The following is a 15,408-nucleotide window of genomic DNA, read 5'->3' as shown; positions in this document are numbered from 1 at the left end:
CTGGCGCGGGGCTCAGCCCCCGGCCTCGATCGTCTCCTCGCGTCCGGCGCGCAGCCGGGCCACGACGGCGGCCGGGGCGGTGCGGGGCGAGCCCGCGTCGTAGGGGGGCTGCGGGTCGTACTCGGTCAGCAGCTGCACCTGCTGGGCCAGTTCGTCGCCGCCGATCCGGCCGAGGAGGTGCAGCGCCATGTCGATGCCGGAGGAGACCCCGGCGGCGGTGACGTACTTGCCGTCGAACACGACGCGCTCCCCGGTGGCGCGGACGCCGAACGGCACCAGGTCGTCGAGGGTGAGCCAGTGGGTGGTGGCCCGGCGGTCCGTCAGCAGTCCGGCGGCGGCGAGGAGGTGCGAGCCGGTGCAGACGGAGGTGGTCCAGGTGGTGGTGGTGTCCGCGGTGCGGAGCCAGTCGAGGAGCACCCCGTCGCGCATGGCCTGCCGGGAGCCGGGGCCGCCGGGCACCAGCACGATGTCGGGCGAGGGCACTTCGGCGAGGGACCGGTCGGCGACGAGGGCGAGGGAGCCCTGGTCGCCCCGGACCGGGCCGCGTTCGGCGGCGACGAAGAACGTCTCGGCGCCGGGGAGCCGGCCGAGGAGTTCGTAGGGGCCGACGGCGTCGAGTGCGGTGAAGCGGTCGTAGAGAAGGATGGCGATCTGCATGGGTTTTCCCTTCGGCGAGCGGGACGGGAACGGACGGACGGGAGTCGGCGGGCGGCGAAGGAGGACGGTCAGCGGCCGGCCGGGGCGCGGAAGCGGCGGGCGGCGAAGGAGGGCGGTCAGCGGCCGGCCGGGGCGCGGAAGCGGCGGCGGTACTCCGTCGGCGGAGACCCGAGCGTCCGCACGAAGGCCCGCCGCATCGCCTCGGGCGTGCCGTACCCGGCGGCCCTGGAGACCGCCTCCACCCCGTCGGCGGTCTCCTCCAGGAGCCGCCGCGCGTGCTCCAGCCGGATCCGCTCGGCGTACCGGCCCGGCGTCACCCCGGTCTCCGCCCGGAACGCCCGCGCGAAGTGCCGGGGAGAGAGGGCGGCGCGGGCGGCGAGGGCCGCGACGGACAGATCGTCACCGGGGTGCTCCGCGATCCACCGCTGGACCTCCCGCAGCGGCGCGCGGTGCGCGGTCTGCGCGGAGAGCTGGGCGCTGAACTGGGCCTGGTTCCCCGGGCGGCGGAGGAAGACCACCAGATGGCGGGCGACGGTCAGGGCGGCCTCCCGGCCGTGGTCCTCCTCGACCAGGGCGAGCGCCAGATCGATCCCCGCCGTCACCCCGGCCGAGGTGAGGACGTTCCCGTCCCGGACGAAGATCGGGTCGGGTTCCACCGTCACCGACGGATGGGCGCGGGCGAGCAGTTCGCAGGCGGCCCAGTGGGTGGTGGCGCGGCGGCCGTCGAGCAGCCCGGCGGCGCCCAGCAGCAGCGCCCCCGTACAGACGGACACCAGCCGCTCGGCGTACGGGCCATGGGCCCGCAGCCACTCCACGAGCGCGGGGTCGGGGTTCCGTGTGCCGTCCCCGCCGGGCACCACCAGGGTGTGCGCGCGGGGCGCGTCGGCCAGCGACACATCGGGGACGAGCTGGAGACCGCTGGTGGTACGGACCGGGGCGCCGGTCAGGGACGCGGTGCGCAGCGGATACGCGGCGGGGTCGTGGACGGCCCGCCGGGCGCCGGTGAAGACCTCGACCGGGCCGGTGACATCGAGGCTCTGGACGCCGTCGAAGAGGACGACGAGCAAGGATCTCTCGGGCATGCCCGCCATCCTCCCCGGGGTCCGGGCAGGGCCGCAATGACGAGAATCCCGCCTTTCCTGCCATCGGCCGGGTGAGCCGGGACGGGGCCGCGACCGGCACGCCCCGGGCCGGACGCGACACGAGCCGTACCCAACCGGCACAATGCACTCTCAAGCACAGCCAGCAGGGAAGGCGAGTCGGGGAACCGTGACGACGTCCATCGAAGGCAGGATCGCCGAAGAGCTCGGCGTACGGGAACGGCAGGTCAAGGCCGCCGTCGACCTCCTTGACGGCGGATCGACCGTGCCGTTCATCGCGCGGTACCGCAAAGAGGCGACGGAAATGCTCGACGACGCGCAGCTGCGGACGCTGGAGGAGCGGCTGCGGTACTTGCGCGAACTGGAGGAGCGCCGGACGACGATCCTGGAGTCCGTGCGGGAGCAGGGGAAGCTGGACGCGGAGCTGGAGGCGCGGATCCGGGCCGCCGACACCAAGGCCCGGCTGGAGGACATCTATCTGCCCTTCAAGCCGAAGCGCCGCACCAAGGCGCAGATCGCGCGCGAGGCCGGTCTCGAACCGCTGGCCGACGCCCTGCTCGGCGACCCCTCGGTGGATCCGTCCGCCGCCGCGGCCGCCTTCGTGGACGCGGCGAAGGGCGTCGAGACCCCGGCCGCGGCGCTGGAGGGCGCCCGGTCGATCCTCAGCGAGCGGTTCTCGGAGGACGCCGACCTCATCGGCGAGGTGCGGGAGCGGATGTGGACCCGGGGCCGCCTGGCGGCGAAGGTCCGCGAGGGCAAGGAGGAGGCGGGCGCCAAGTTCGCCGACTACTTCGACTTCTCCGAGCCGTTCACCCAGCTGCCCTCGCACCGGGTGCTCGCGATGCTCCGGGGCGAGAAGGAGGACGTCCTCGATCTGGCGCTGGAGCCGGAGGCCGCGGCGGCGGAGCCCGGGGACGGATCGGGGTACGAGGCGATCGTCGCCCACCGCTTCGGGATCGCCGACCGGGGCCGCCCCGGTGACAAGTGGCTCACGGACACGGTCCGCTGGGCCTGGCGCACCCGGATCCTGGTACATCTGGGGATCGATCTGCGGCTGCGGCTGCGGACGGCGGCGGAGGACGAGTCGGTCCGGGTCTTCGCGGCCAATCTGCGGGACCTGCTGCTCGCGGCGCCCGCCGGGACGCGGGCGACGCTGGGTCTGGACCCCGGTTTCCGTACGGGGGTGAAGGTCGCCGTCGTGGACGCGACCGGCAAGGTGGTGGCCACGGACACCATCCATCCGCATGTCCCGGCGAACAGGTGGAACGAGTCGCTGGCGACGCTCGCGCGGCTGGCGCGGGAGCACGCGGTCGACCTGGTCGCGATCGGCAACGGGACGGCGTCCCGGGAGACCGACCGGCTCGCGACGGAACTCCTCGCCGCCCACCCCGAACTGGGGCTCACCAAGGTGATGGTGTCGGAGGCGGGCGCCTCGGTGTACTCGGCGTCCGCGTTCGCCTCGCAGGAGCTGCCGGAGCTGGACGTGTCGCTGCGGGGCGCGGTCTCCATCGCCCGCCGGCTCCAGGACCCGCTGGCGGAGCTGGTGAAGATCGACCCCAAGTCGATCGGGGTGGGGCAGTACCAGCACGACCTGTCCGAGGTGAAGCTGTCGCGCTCGCTGGACGCGGTGGTGGAGGACTGTGTGAACGGTGTCGGGGTGGATGTGAACACCGCGTCCGCGCCGCTGCTGGCCAGGGTCTCCGGCATCAGCGCCGGGCTCGCGGAGAACATCGTCGCGCACCGGGACGCCAACGGGCCCTTCCGGTCCCGGCGGGCGCTGAAGGACGTGTCCCGGCTGGGGCCGAAGGCGTACGAGCAGTGCGCGGGCTTCCTGCGGATCCGCGGCGGCGACGACCCCCTCGACGCGTCCAGCGTGCACCCGGAGGCGTACCCGGTGGTGCGGCGGATGGTGAAGCGGACGGGCGGCGAGGTCGCCTCGCTGATCGGGAACACCGGGGCGCTGCGGTCGCTGCGCGCGGACGACTTCGTGGACGAGACCTTCGGTCTGCCGACGGTCTCCGACATCCTGCGGGAGCTGGAGAAGCCGGGGCGCGACCCCCGGCCGGCGTTCCGGACGGCCTCGTTCAAGGAGGGCGTGGAGAAGATCGGCGATCTGGCGGCCGGGATGGTCCTGGAGGGCGTGGTCACCAATGTGGCGGCGTTCGGGGCGTTCGTGGACGTCGGGGTGCACCAGGACGGTCTGGTGCACGTGTCGGCGATGTCGAAGTCGTTCGTCAAGGATCCGCGCGATGTGGTGAAGCCGGGCGACGTGGTGAAGGTGAAGGTCCTGGACGTCGACATCCCGCGCAAGCGGATCTCGCTGACGCTCCGGCTGGACGACGCGGCCGCCGAGCGCGGCGGGGGCGGTGGCGGCGGCGGGAAGGCCGCCGCCGGTGGCGGCGGTCAGCAGCGTCCGCAGCGGGAGCGCGGGGGCCGTCCGCAGCAGCGGCGCGGCAGCGGCGGCAACACCGGTGGCGGTAGCGGTGGCGGCGGCCGGGGCGGCGAACGCCAGGGCCCGCCCCCGGCGAACAGCGCGATGGCGGACGCCCTCCGCCGCGCGGGCCTGGGCCGCTGAGCGCGGGTCCGGCCGGGGCCGGCGGGCTCCGGCCGGACCCACGCCGGGTCAGCCCGGCTTGACCGCCAGTGTCGCGAAATAGTTCGACATGTAGGGAGCGGAGGCGTTGGAGTGGTGCGGCGCTTCCGCGAAGCCGGTGAGGACGAACCCCGCGGCGAGCTGCCCGCCGATCTGGTCGGTGAGGGTGTGGCTGTACTCCAGAGCGGCATCCGCGCCGAACTTCGCGGCGCGCTCCCCGGCGGAGTACTGCGTGACATCGCTGTAGGGCAGCTGGTGCACGACGGTCATTTCGCCGCGTTCGTCGAGCGCCTCGTGGTCGAACAGGTACACATCGGGGTTGAGGAAGCCCACGAGCAGCGTTCCGCCCGGTCGCAGGATGCGGAAGCACTCACGCCACACCGGTGCCACCTCCGGTACGAAGAGGTTGGAGACCGGATGGAAGACGACGTCGAAGGCCGCGTCGCCGAAGGCGCTGAGGTCGCACATGTCGCCCAGGACGGTGCGCAGTTCGAGTCCGTCGCGCGCCGCCACCATCCGGTCCTGGTCGAGCTGGCGGGGTGAGTTGTCGAAGACGGTGACCCGCGCTCCCGCGGCGGCGAGAATCGGGCCCTGCTGGCCGCCGCCGGCTGCCAGGCACAGCACGTCCTTGCCGGTCAGGTCCGTCGGCAGCCAGGAGCGGTCGACCGGCTCATGCCCGATGAGCACGATCGACCAGTCGCCCCCGCGGGCGCGCTCGACCTCCTCGGCACTCACCGGCCTCGTCCACTCGTCACCCTCTTCGACATATTTGTCCCAGGCTGCCCGATTGTGGGCAACGGGGTCGACAACAAGGTCCTCCACGTTCAACTCCCTGCTAGGCGCACAGCTGCGGTACCGACAGTCCGGTGCCGCCAGCCAACACGGTCGCGGGGTGCGGGCTCAACGGGATAAGCGGGCATCGACGTGTCCACGGGCCGACCCGGGCCCGCCCGCACCGGGCGGACGGCCGGGCCCGGTCGCGCCTCACTCCCCCGGTGGTACGGGGGTGACCAGCACCTGCCCCAGGGCCCGCGCGACCAGGTACGCGCGCCGCCGCGACCGGGTGGTGCGGACGTCCAGCGGGATCCGGTGGCGCCCCGGCGGCAGGGTCCCGTCGAAGAGGGTGCTCTGCCGGGTGCGGCGGATCCGGTCCAGCCGGTAGGCGACGAGCCGGACCCGGCAGAGGGACGCGACCTCGACCTGGGCCTGCCCGGGGCCCGCGGTCAGAGCGGTCAGCCGGCGCAGCTCCCCCGGCCCCCGGTCCAGCGCCTCCTCGATCTGCGCCACCAGCAGCGGCACCACGGGGGCGAGCCCGCTGACGTACACGGCCTCCGCGCCCGCCGTACGCAGCCGCTCCCGTACCGCCGCCCGCTCCCGGCGGCCGACCGCGCGGCCGAAGACGACGGCGCCGTAGGAGCGGGACCCGGCGGGGATGCCCCGGGCGCCCCGGCTGAGGTCGGCGCCGACGCCGACGGCCCGCAGCGCGGCCGCGAGCCGGGCGAGCAGGGGGCGGCGGGCGCCCACGAGCAGGACCCGCCGCGGGTCGGGCCCCTCGGGCGGGGGCGCGGCCAGCAGCCGTTCCAGCGCGGCCCGGTAGCCCTCGGCCCGGAAGCGGTACGGGCCAAGACCCGGGTAGCCGTCGCGGGCCAGGTCCACCGGCTCGGCGGTCTGCCAGGCGAAGTCCCGCCAGATCACGGCGTCCCCGTCGCGTTCCACGACGGCAGTGACCGCGCCGCAGCCGAGGGCGCCGCAGTCGGAACAGGAGTAGAGGACCCGCCGGCCGCCGGCCAGCGGTGCGGGGGCCTCCAGCAGCAGCCCGCGCACCTCGGCCCGGGGAATCGCCGGGGGCACGTCGGACGCCAGCGGACAGACGGCGTCCCCGTCGCTCTCGCTCAGCCGGTGGAGCAGGGGCCGCCCGTCGACGATGAAGTCCAGGACGTCCCGGGGCGGGTGACCGGCGCCGGCCGGGGCGGGTGACCCGGCCACTCCCGCCGCCGCCAGCCCGAAGGTCGCGAACTCGGCAGACATGTGCCGAGTATCCCCGTCCGCCGCCCGATCCGGCCGCGCCGCGCGGCATTCGCTACGGTCGCCGTATGACCGGTGAAGTGATCGTGGTGGGGGGCGGGGTCAGCGGGCTGACGACCGCCGTGGTGCTGGCGGAACGCGGCCACCGGGTGCGCGTCTGGACCCGGGAGCCGGCGGAGCTGACGACGTCCTCGGTGGCGGGCGGCCTGTGGTGGCCGTACCGGATCGAACCGAAGGAGCAGGTCGCGCGGTGGGCCGTGGAATCCCTCGGGGTGTACGAGGAGTACGCGGCCGATCCCGGCACGACGGGGGTGCGGCTGGTCGGGGGCGTCCTCGCGGGCCAGGGCCCCGGCACGCTCGGGCCGTGGGCCGCCGCCGTGGCGGGGCTGCGCGCGGCCCGGACGGACGAACTGCCCGCCGGACACACGGAGGGGGTGTGGGCACGGGTGCCGCTGGTTGACATGCCCGTCCATCTGGCATGGCTGCGGCAGCGGCTCCGGGCGGCGGGCGGCACCGTCCTCACGCGGACGGTGACCTCGCTCGCCGAGCCGCTCGCGGCGGCCCGGACGGTGGTGAACTGCACCGGCCTGGGCGCCCGCGAGCTGGCCGACGACCCGGGGGTGCGCCCGGTGCGGGGCCAGCTGGTGCTGGTGGAGAACCCGGGCATCGAGGAGTGGTACTCCCTGGTGGACGACGTCGAGTCGAAGAGCACCTATCTGCTGCCGCAGCCCGGCCGGCTGATCCTGGGCGGCACCGCCGAGGAGGACGACTGGCGTACGGCTCCCGATCCGGCGACGGCGGCGGAGATCGTGGCGCGCTGCGCCCGCCGCTGGCCGCAGGTGACGGGGGCCCGGGTGCTGGACCACCGGGTGGGGCTGCGCCCGGCCCGTCCGGCGGGGGTGCGGATCGCGGCGGAACCCCGGCCGGGCGGTGGGCTGCTGGTCCACAACTACGGCCACGGCGGCGCGGGCGTGACGGTGGCCTGGGGCTGCGCGCGGGCGGCGGCCGCCCTGGTGCCCCCGGTCTGAGCGGCGTCCCCGGGGCGCCCGGTCCGCCGGCGCCCCGGGGGACAGGATTCCGTCAGCGCGGGGCCGGGCCGACCGGGTCCCGTCCGTCCTCGGGCCCGACGCCCGGCCCGATACGGATCTCGAAGTCGCCGTCGTACCGCTCATGACCCGCGATCACAGCGGACTCGACGATCTCGGTGCCCATCTCCTTCCGTACGATCAGCGGATCGTGCCGCAGGTCGCGCATGAGGGCGACGCACATGCCCACCATCACGACCACGAAGGGCGCGGCGACCAGGATGGTCAGGTTCTGGAGGCCGGCGAGCGCGTCGCCCTCGCCGTCGCCGATGAGGAGCATGATCGCGGCGACGGCGCCGGTGACGACGCCCCAGAAGACGACGACCATCCGGGACGGTTCGAAGGTGCCCTGCTGGGAGAGGGTGCCCATGACCACGGACGCCGCGTCGGCGCCGGAGACGAAGAAGATCCCGACGAGGACCATCACCAGCACGCTCATCACCGTGGGGATCGGGAACTGCTGGAGCACGTCGAACAGCTGTCCCTCGGCGGTGGATTTGTCGCCGAGCTTCCCGCCCTCCTGGAGCTTCATCGCCGTACCGCCGAAGACCGCGAACCAGACCAGGCTGACGGTGCTGGGCACCAGGATGACGCCGCCGACGAACTGACGGATCGTCCGGCCCCGGCTGATCCGGGCGATGAACATGCCGACGAACGGGGTCCAGGAGATCCACCAGGCCCAGTAGAAGACGGTCCAGCTGCCCAGCCAGTCGGCCACGCCCTCGCCGCCGGTGGCCTCGGTGCGCCCGGCGAGCTGGGGCAGTTCGCCGAAGTAGGAGGCGATGGAGGTGGGCAGCAGATCGAGGACGAGGATGGTGGGCCCCGCGACGAAGACGAAGAGGACGAGCAGGAAGGCCAGCACCATGTTGGTGTTGGACAGCCACTGGATGCCCTTCTCGACGCCGGAGACGGCGGAGAGCACGAACGCCACCGTCAGCACCGCGATGATGGCGACGAGCAGCCCCGTGCCGGTCTTCTCCATCCAGTTCAGCTCGTGGAAGCCGCTGCCGATCTGGAGGGCGCCGAGGCCCAGGGAGGCGGCCGAGCCGAAGAGGGTGGCGAAAATGGCGAGGATGTCGATGAACCGGCCGAGACCGCCCCGGGCGCGCTCCTCGCCGATCAGCGGTTCGAAGACGGCGCTGATGGTCTGGCGGCGCCGGCGGCGGAAGGTGCTGTAGGCGATGGCGAGTCCGACGACGGCGTAGATCGCCCAGGGGTGCAGGGTCCAGTGGAAGAGCGTGGTGGCCATGGAGATCTGCATGGCGTCGGCGGAATCCTGGGGCTCGGTGCCCGGCGGCGGGTCGTTGTAGTGGGCCAGCGGCTCGCTCACCCCGTAGAACATCAGCCCGATGCCCATGCCCGCGCTGAACATCATCGCGACCCAGGAGACCGTACGGAACTCGGGCTCCTCCCCCTCGTCGCCGAGCGGGATCCGGCCGTAGCGGCTGATGGCCAGCCAGAGGGCGAAGACCACGAAGCCGGACGCGAAGAGGACGAAGGCCCAGCCGCCGTTGTGGATCAGTCCGCTCAGCAGGGAGCTGGAGACGTCCTGGAGGGTCTCGGTGGCCAGCGACCCCCAGACGACGAACGCGAGGGTGAGGACCGCCGTGACCCCGAAGACCACCCGGTCGGTGACGGGTTCGACGTGTTCGTCGTCGGACGGCCGGGGCGAACCGGGCAGGTGGGGGTGGTGATGGGGATGGCCGGCGGGATGACCGGGGGGACGGTCCGCCGGTGCGGGCGCTCCCCGGTCGTCCCGGTCGTCCGGTTCGTCCGGTCGTGGTCCGTGCGACACGCGTGGCACCTTTCAGAGGTTTGCGCGGAAGATGGCTTTTGTCTTCCGCTACCCCCTACCACAGGTCGCGTGCCGGACGCGGTCAACAGGCGGTGACGGCCCGCCCCGGTGTGAGGTGATGGGTCGCCCGGGGGTCCAGCAGCAGCACGACCAGCTTCCGCTGGGACTGCCGCAGGGGCACCAGCGCCCCGCCGTCGGGCCCGGGTACGGCCACCACCCCGTGCAGGGCCAGTTCATCGCGTACAGCGGCGAATCCGGCGGCGTCCAGCCGGTAGCCGCACGGCGGGTCGGTGAGGATCCGATCCGGGGGCGCGGGCTGGTTGTCGGCGCCGCCCAGGTAGACGGGGCCCCGGTCGGCGAGGCCCGCGAGCCGGGCCGGGCCGGTGGCCCGCTCGATGGCGCCGCGCCGTTCGCGGGCGAAGGACAGCAGCCCGTCGAGTGCGGCGAGTTGGCTGCCCACCCGGCGGCGGTTGTTCAGGGCGGGGTCGTCCCTCTCCGCGTCGGTCAGCGCGTCGACCCGGCTCTCGATGAGCAGTCCGACGGCGTTCTTGACGCCGGTGGCGTTGCGGAGGATGCGTTCCTGGCCGTCGCCGGCGACCTGGCGGATCGGCGCACCGGTGGCGGGGTCGGTCCAGATGCCGTACGTGCCGGTGGTGTGTCCGGCGTCGTGGGCGGCGGGGCGGACGTACTCCCCGGACAGCGTCAGGGACTCGCGGTGCACCCGCGCGTCGGTGTTGAGGTTGCGGGGCCACAGGTCGAACAGCTCACGGTCGTAGTACGGCGGGGTCGCCCCGTACTCGTGCAGGTCGTAGACGACGTCCGGGGCATGGTCGCGGACGACGGCGGCCAGCGCCCGGCCCTCGGCGGTCCGCAGGGCGAGGTGGTCGCGGTTGATGTCGGTCCCGGCGGAGTTGCCCCGGGTGTCGGCGGCCCGGCCGTCCGGGTTGGCGTTGGGGACGACGAGCACCTGGGTACGGGAGAGCAGCGCGCGGGTCTCGCGGTCGCGGTCGAAGGCGAGGTCGCGGACGGTGGTCAGGCATGCCTCGCGGCCGGCGGGCTCGTCGCCGTGCTGGGAGCAGACCAGCAGGACGCGGCTCCTGGCCCCGGGGTCGCCGATCCGCACCAGCCGCAGCGGCCGGCCCTGGGCGGTGGTCCCGATCCGGCGGACCGCGACCCGGTCGCCGGACCGGTCGACCTCGGCGAGGAAGGCGCGTTCCTCGTCCTCGCCGGTCCAGCGGGCGCCCCAGGTCAGTTCGAATCCGGTACGGGGTGGCTGGGGGCGGTGGCTGGCCTGCGCGGGGGCGGTGACCAGGGGGACGGCGAGGGCGGTGGCGAGGGCGGTGAGCGCGGCGACGCGCGGCCAGGAGGTCATCGGCCCGCTCCGGCGGTGGTCGGGGTGGGGGGTGCGGTGGTCATCGGTCGGCTCCGGGTGCTCGGGGGGGGCGGCGGACGGACGGGGGGCCGCCGCCCGCCGGGTCGGCGGGCGGCGGCGGATGGATCAGACGGCGGATCGGCCGGTGGGGTCAGCGCCGACCGCCCGGACGGAACACGCTGTCGGGGATGCGGGGAGCGGCGCGCGGCCCGTCGACGCCCCGCAGCGGCGGTGCTTCGGCGGCGGGTGCGACCGGTGCGGCGGCCCCGGCCCCGGCGGTGGCGCGGACCAGGGCCGGCAGTCCGCCGGTGATCGGCAGCCGGGCCGTGGTGCGGCTCAGGTCGAGGGTCAGCGACGGGGTGCTCGGGGGCGGTTCGAGGAGTCCGGCGTCCGTGCCCGCGATGATCAGCGCCAGCCGGTGTCCCGCCGGGACCACGTGGTCGGTGGCGTTCAGGTCCAGGGTGATGGTGTGCGCCCGGCCCGGGGTGAGCGGGCGGCCCTGCGCGTCGGACGCGTGGTTGCCGAGGTCGGCCCAGCCCCGGCTGACGATGGTGTAGTCGACGGCCCGGTTCTGTGCCCGTGTCTCCCGGTAGCAGGAGCTGTCGCCGGGGGTGCTCGGGCCCCAGCAGGTGCGGTTGGTGAGGGTGGTGATCCCCTCGCCGGCGGCGGAGTAGTCCCGGATGGTGTCGGGGCCGAGGTCCACCAGGACCGCCGTCAGATGGGCGGTGGAGGTGGTGGGTGTGACGGTGACCTGCACCTTCCCGGAGCCGGCGATCCGCAGGTCCCGGGTGAGGGGCGGGGTGGTGAAACCGGCCTTCGCGGGGGTGGGCCGGTCGATCTGGGCGGCCCAGTCGGTCTCGTCCAGGGTCCGGTCGTCGGTGAAGGTCTCGGTGTCGCCGGGGGCGGCGGGGGTCGCGGAGAGGGTGCCGACGCCGGCCACTGCGCCCTTGCCGGGGTGGAGTTCGGTGGGGACGGTGCCGCCCGGCGGCCAGGAGGCGTCGGTGGTCCACCGGTCGGGGGCGCGCTCGATGTCGGCCATGGGCTCGCGGTCGATGCCGTTGTCGTGGCCCAGGAGGTAGTGGTCGAACCACCGGTGGAGGGTACGGACCCACTCGGCCCTGCGGAAGTCGAAGGGGTCGACGTGGCCGGTCTGGGAGAGCCAGATCTTCCGCTCGACGCCGTGCGCGGCCAGGGCGTCCCACCACTGGCCGAGGTGCTTGGTGCGGACGTTGAGGTCCTGCATGCCGTGGACGGCGAAGACGCTGGCGCGCACCCGGGAGGCGGCGGGCACGTAGTCGCGCGCGGCCCACAGGGGGGTCAGGTCGCCGCTGCGCGGGGCCCCGGCGACGAGCCGCTGCTGCACGGCCTGGCAGCGCTGGCGGGCGGCGGGGCTGTTGACGTAGTTCGAGAGCCATTCGGGGCCCGAGCCGTAGAGCGGGGCGCCCTTGGCGAAGTAGTAGTCGTACCAGCTGGAGATCGCGCCGATGGGGACGATGGTCTTCAGGCCCTCGACCCCGGTGGCGGCGACGCCGTTGGCGACGGTGCCGTCGTAGCTCTTGCCGATCATCCCGGTGTCGCCGGTGCTCCAGCCGGCGGTGGCAAGGGCGGTGCCGGTGCGGGTGGTGTAGCCGGTGGCGCGGCCGTTCAGCCAGTCGACGACGGCCTTGGCGGACTGGATGTCGGCCGCGCCGCCGACATCGGCGCAGCCGTCGGAGCGGCTGGTCCCGGCGAGGTCGACGGCGGCGAAGGCGTAGCCCCGGGGGACGAAGTAGTTGTCGTAGTGGAGCGGGAACTGCACGGGCCGGCCGGCGGCGTCGTAGGTCTTGCGCTGGGACTCGTTGCCCCGGCCGCAGCAGGAGTAGTACGGACTGGCGTCCATGATCACGGGTACGCGCAGGCCCTGGAGCGCGGCTTCCCGGGGGCGGACGATGTCGACGGCGACCCGGTCGGTGCGGCCGTCGCCGTCGCCGTCCAGCCGGGTGTCCACCCAGACGGACTCGCGGACGGCGTTCTCGTAGGAGTAGATCGGGGTGCTCTCCACGGGGGTGGTGACCTGCGGCACCCGGGCGGCCGGGGGTCTCTCCCGGGGGCCCTGGGGCGCGGGGGCGCCGAGCGCGCCCGCCGGGGTGAGGGTCAGGGTCATCAGGGCGGCCGAGGCCGCCACCACGAGCGATCTGTACGGCAAGCGGGTGCCCCGCGCACATATCGGCATGGGCGGACCGTACTCCGCGTGACCCGTGGGCGACAGAGGACGATCCGTGCGTCGGTCGCGGGTCCACCCCGATGGTTGGCGGGGGCGCCGGGAGGGGTACACCAACTGATTACTTATCAGTAACCTCAGCTGATTGGATGGTTGTCGTTCCCCCGCCCCCTCCCCGTCCCCTCCTCGTCCCCTCCTCGCCGGACCCCATCGACCCCGTCGACCCCGTCGACCCCAGGAGATCCTGTGTCCAGGCTTTCGTTCCGCAACGCCTCGGCAGCCCTGTCGGCCCTGCTGGCCCTGCTGGCCACGGGCCTCGCCGCCGGAGCGGCCTCCCCCGCGTCGGCCGCCCCCGCACCGGCGACGCCCCCCGGGCTGAGCGTCCTCAGCCACAACGTCTTCCTCTTCTCCCAGGTCCTCTATCCGAACTGGGGCCAGCGGCACCGCGCGGCGGCGATACCCGCCGCGCCCTTCTTCCGGGGGCACGATGTCGTGGTGCTCCAGGAGGCGTTCGACAACCCCACCTCCGACGCACTGAAGCGGAACGCGGCCGACCGCTATCCGCACCAGACCCCCGTCGTGGGCCGGACCACCTCCGGCTGGGACGCGACCGGCGGCGCGTACTCCGCGTTCACCCCCGAGGACGGCGGCGTCACCCTGCTGAGCGCCTGGCCCATCACCCGCAAGGAGCAGTACGTCTTCGCGGACTCCTGCGGCGCGGACAGCTTCTCCAACAAGGGCTTCGCCTACGCGCGGCTCTCGGTCGCCGGTGTCCCGACCCATGTGGTCGGCGTGCACGCCCAGTCCACCGACCCCGGCTGCCGGGCCGGGGAGGCCGCGCGGGTCCGTGCGAGCCAGTTCCGGGAGATCGACGCGTTCCTCGACGCCAAGGCGATCCCGGCGGCCGAGCGGGTGGTGGTCGCGGGCGACCTGAACGTGGACACCCGCACGCCGGAGTACGCGGCGACCCTCGCCACCCTGGACCTGATGGCACCCGACGCGCGCACCGGCCACCCGTACTCCTTCGACACCACGGGCAACTCGATCGCCGCCGACCGCTATCCGGGGCTGCCCAGCGAGGACCTGGACCACGTCCTGCACCGGGCCGGGCACGCGCGCCCCGCGCGCTGGACCCACGAGGTGATCGCGGAGCGCACGGCCCCGTGGACGGTCTCCAGCTGGGGCCGCACGTACACGTACACCCAGCTCTCGGACCACTACCCCGTGGTGGGTTCCGGGCGCTGACCGCGGGTACGCCGCCCGGGGCCCCTCCATGCCCCGGGCGCGGGGCCTGACGGAGCCCCAGGAGCGGACACCCGTCGGGTTTCCGCCCCGCCGTGGCGCGGAATCGATGACTCCGCAACCACTCTTGTCTACGTGTCAGGGTCATGCCACATTGAACGGGGCCGGCCCCACCGGCCGGCGCTTCTCGGCAGCCCCCCACGGACCCAGCGAAGGAGAAGCCCCATGAGACGCACGCCTCGGCTGCGGACCGGTGCCACCGTCCTGCTCACCCTGACCGCCCTGGCACTCGGATCCGGGCCGGCCAAGGCCGCGCCGGATCCCTCGCCGCCGCCGGAGCCGGACCCCGGGGTCACCGCGTCGGCCGGCCAGTACGCCCTCAACGACCGGCTGGAGCGCTCCCTCGGCGAGGACACGGCCGGGTCCTATCTCGACCCGGCCTCCGGGCAACTGGTGGTCACCGTCACCAGCGAGGCGGCCGCCGCCGAGGTCGAGGCCCACGGGGCCCGTGCCGAGATCGTCCGGCGCGGGCCCGCCGAACTCGGTTCTGCGATGGCCGCCCTGGAGTCCCAGGCCAAGATCCCCGGCACCTCGTGGGGTCTGGACCCGTCCACCAACCAGATCGCGGTCCAGGCCGACTCCTCGGTCTCCCCCGCCTCGCTGGCCCGGCTCGCCCGGGTGGCCACGGGCCTCGGCGGGGCGGTACGGGTCGAGCGCGTCCCCGGAGTCTTCACCCGGGAGGTCGCGGGCGGCGAGGCCGTCTTCGGCGGCGGCATCCGCTGCTCGGCGGCGTTCAACGTGGCCCGGGGCGGGGAGCGGTTCTTCCTGACGGCGGGCCACTGCACCGAGGGGGTCGCCACCTGGTCGGCCGCCCGGGGCGGACCGGAGATCGGGGCCACGGAGGGCTCCAGCTTCCCGGGTGACGACTTCGGCCTGGTGCGCTACACGGACGGCTCCCAGCCGCCCGGCACCGTCAACCGGTACGACGGGACCGCCGCCGACATCGCCACCGCGGCGGACGCGGTCGTCGGCCAGTCGCTCCAGAAGAGCGGTTCCACCACCCGGCTGACGTCCGGGCAGGTCACCGCCGTGAACGTGACCGTCAACTACAGCGACGGCCCGGTGTACGGGATGGTCCGCACGACGGCCTGCTCGGCGGGCGGCGACAGCGGCGGCGCCCACTTCAGCGGGACGACCGCGCTCGGCGTCCACTCCGGCAGCGCCGGGTGCACCGGCACCCGGGGCACGGCGATCCACCAGCCGGTGGCCGAGGCACTGGGCGTCTACGGGGTCGAGGTCTACTGACGGGCCCGGGGGCGGGCCGAGGCGGGCCCGCCCC

Annotated in this window: 11 protein-coding genes; 4 read left to right on the top strand and 7 right to left on the bottom strand. The window is 74.2% G+C overall.

Annotation, left to right across the window (positions count from 1 at the left end; translation table 11 throughout):
- Positions 1–12: 12 nt before the first annotated feature.
- Together SYYSPA8_RS29350 and SYYSPA8_RS29345 are read right to left on the bottom strand one after the other, a co-directional pair.
- Positions 13–657: a DJ-1/PfpI family protein gene (locus SYYSPA8_RS29350; RefSeq protein ID WP_323450403.1), complete on the bottom strand. Its 645-nt coding sequence runs from the start codon at positions 655–657 to the stop codon at positions 13–15.
- A 116-nt stretch (positions 658–773) separates the two neighbouring features.
- Positions 774–1,739 carry a GlxA family transcriptional regulator gene (locus SYYSPA8_RS29345; protein ID WP_323450402.1) on the bottom strand — a complete coding sequence of 322 codons (966 nt, stop codon included), beginning with the start codon at positions 1,737–1,739 and terminating at the stop codon, positions 774–776.
- 187 nt (positions 1,740–1,926) lie between these two features.
- On the opposite strand from SYYSPA8_RS29345, the gene SYYSPA8_RS29340 reads away from it, so the two are divergent.
- Positions 1,927–4,332: a Tex family protein gene (locus SYYSPA8_RS29340; protein WP_323450401.1), complete on the top strand. Its 2,406-nt coding sequence runs from the start codon at positions 1,927–1,929 to the stop codon at positions 4,330–4,332.
- 48 nt (positions 4,333–4,380) lie between these two features.
- On the opposite strand, the gene SYYSPA8_RS29335 is transcribed toward SYYSPA8_RS29340, so the two are convergent.
- Together SYYSPA8_RS29335 and SYYSPA8_RS29330 are read right to left on the bottom strand one after the other, a co-directional pair.
- The gene (locus SYYSPA8_RS29335) at positions 4,381–5,172 is read right to left on the bottom strand and encodes a class I SAM-dependent methyltransferase (protein ID WP_323450400.1); all 792 of its coding nucleotides are present in this window, start codon (positions 5,170–5,172) and stop codon (positions 4,381–4,383) included.
- A 162-nt stretch (positions 5,173–5,334) separates the two neighbouring features.
- Complete coding sequence (locus tag SYYSPA8_RS29330) at positions 5,335–6,378, bottom strand: oxidoreductase (protein WP_323450399.1); 1,044 nt, start codon at positions 6,376–6,378, stop codon at positions 5,335–5,337.
- 65 nt (positions 6,379–6,443) lie between these two features.
- On the opposite strand from SYYSPA8_RS29330, the gene SYYSPA8_RS29325 reads away from it, so the two are divergent.
- A complete protein-coding gene (locus SYYSPA8_RS29325) occupies positions 6,444–7,403 on the top strand; it encodes an FAD-dependent oxidoreductase (RefSeq protein WP_323450398.1) in 960 nt (319 codons plus the stop codon).
- Positions 7,404–7,455: 52 nt separating this feature from the next.
- Here the strand turns inward: SYYSPA8_RS29325 and SYYSPA8_RS29320 are convergent, their stop codons facing one another.
- The 3 genes from SYYSPA8_RS29320 to SYYSPA8_RS29310 form a co-directional block, all read right to left on the bottom strand.
- The gene (locus SYYSPA8_RS29320; protein ID WP_323450488.1) at positions 7,456–9,141 is read right to left on the bottom strand and encodes a BCCT family transporter; all 1,686 of its coding nucleotides are present in this window, start codon (positions 9,139–9,141) and stop codon (positions 7,456–7,458) included.
- 196 nt (positions 9,142–9,337) lie between these two features.
- Positions 9,338–10,627, bottom strand: a complete 1,290-nt coding sequence (locus SYYSPA8_RS29315; protein WP_323450397.1) for a M14 family metallopeptidase — start codon at positions 10,625–10,627, stop codon at positions 9,338–9,340.
- Positions 10,628–10,778: 151 nt separating this feature from the next.
- Positions 10,779–12,839 carry a Xaa-Pro dipeptidyl-peptidase gene (locus SYYSPA8_RS29310; protein WP_323450396.1) on the bottom strand — a complete coding sequence of 687 codons (2,061 nt, stop codon included), beginning with the start codon at positions 12,837–12,839 and terminating at the stop codon, positions 10,779–10,781.
- 234 nt (positions 12,840–13,073) lie between these two features.
- On the opposite strand from SYYSPA8_RS29310, the gene sph reads away from it, so the two are divergent.
- Positions 13,074–14,072, top strand: a complete 999-nt coding sequence (sph, locus tag SYYSPA8_RS29305; RefSeq protein ID WP_323450395.1) for a sphingomyelin phosphodiesterase — start codon at positions 13,074–13,076, stop codon at positions 14,070–14,072.
- Positions 14,073–14,294: 222 nt separating this feature from the next.
- Positions 14,295–15,374: a S1 family peptidase gene (locus tag SYYSPA8_RS29300; RefSeq protein WP_323450394.1), complete on the top strand. Its 1,080-nt coding sequence runs from the start codon at positions 14,295–14,297 to the stop codon at positions 15,372–15,374.
- The last annotated feature ends 34 nt before the right edge of the window (positions 15,375–15,408 follow it).

This window comes from Streptomyces yaizuensis (assembly GCF_034961445.1).
Lineage (GTDB): Bacteria > Actinomycetota > Actinomycetes > Streptomycetales > Streptomycetaceae > Streptomyces > Streptomyces yaizuensis.
Note: the sequence above shows the minus strand (reverse complement) of the source record. Positions and strands in the feature narration are given on the sequence as shown.

What these genes read in the sequence shown, in the direction of transcription:
- SYYSPA8_RS29350 (WP_323450403.1), bottom strand. Translation starts at nt 657, where the DNA reads ATGCAGATCGCCATCCTTCTCTACGACCGCTTCACCGCACTCGACGCC.
- SYYSPA8_RS29345 (WP_323450402.1), bottom strand. Translation starts at nt 1,739, where the DNA reads ATGCCCGAGAGATCCTTGCTCGTCGTCCTCTTCGACGGCGTCCAGAGC.
- SYYSPA8_RS29330 (WP_323450399.1), bottom strand. Translation starts at nt 6,378, where the DNA reads ATGTCTGCCGAGTTCGCGACCTTCGGGCTGGCGGCGGCGGGAGTGGCC.
- SYYSPA8_RS29325 (WP_323450398.1), top strand. Translation starts at nt 6,444, where the DNA reads ATGACCGGTGAAGTGATCGTGGTGGGGGGCGGGGTCAGCGGGCTGACG.
- SYYSPA8_RS29315 (WP_323450397.1), bottom strand. Translation starts at nt 10,627, where the DNA reads ATGACCTCCTGGCCGCGCGTCGCCGCGCTCACCGCCCTCGCCACCGCC.
- SYYSPA8_RS29310 (WP_323450396.1), bottom strand. Translation starts at nt 12,839, where the DNA reads ATGCCGATATGTGCGCGGGGCACCCGCTTGCCGTACAGATCGCTCGTG.
- SYYSPA8_RS29300 (WP_323450394.1), top strand. Translation starts at nt 14,295, where the DNA reads ATGAGACGCACGCCTCGGCTGCGGACCGGTGCCACCGTCCTGCTCACC.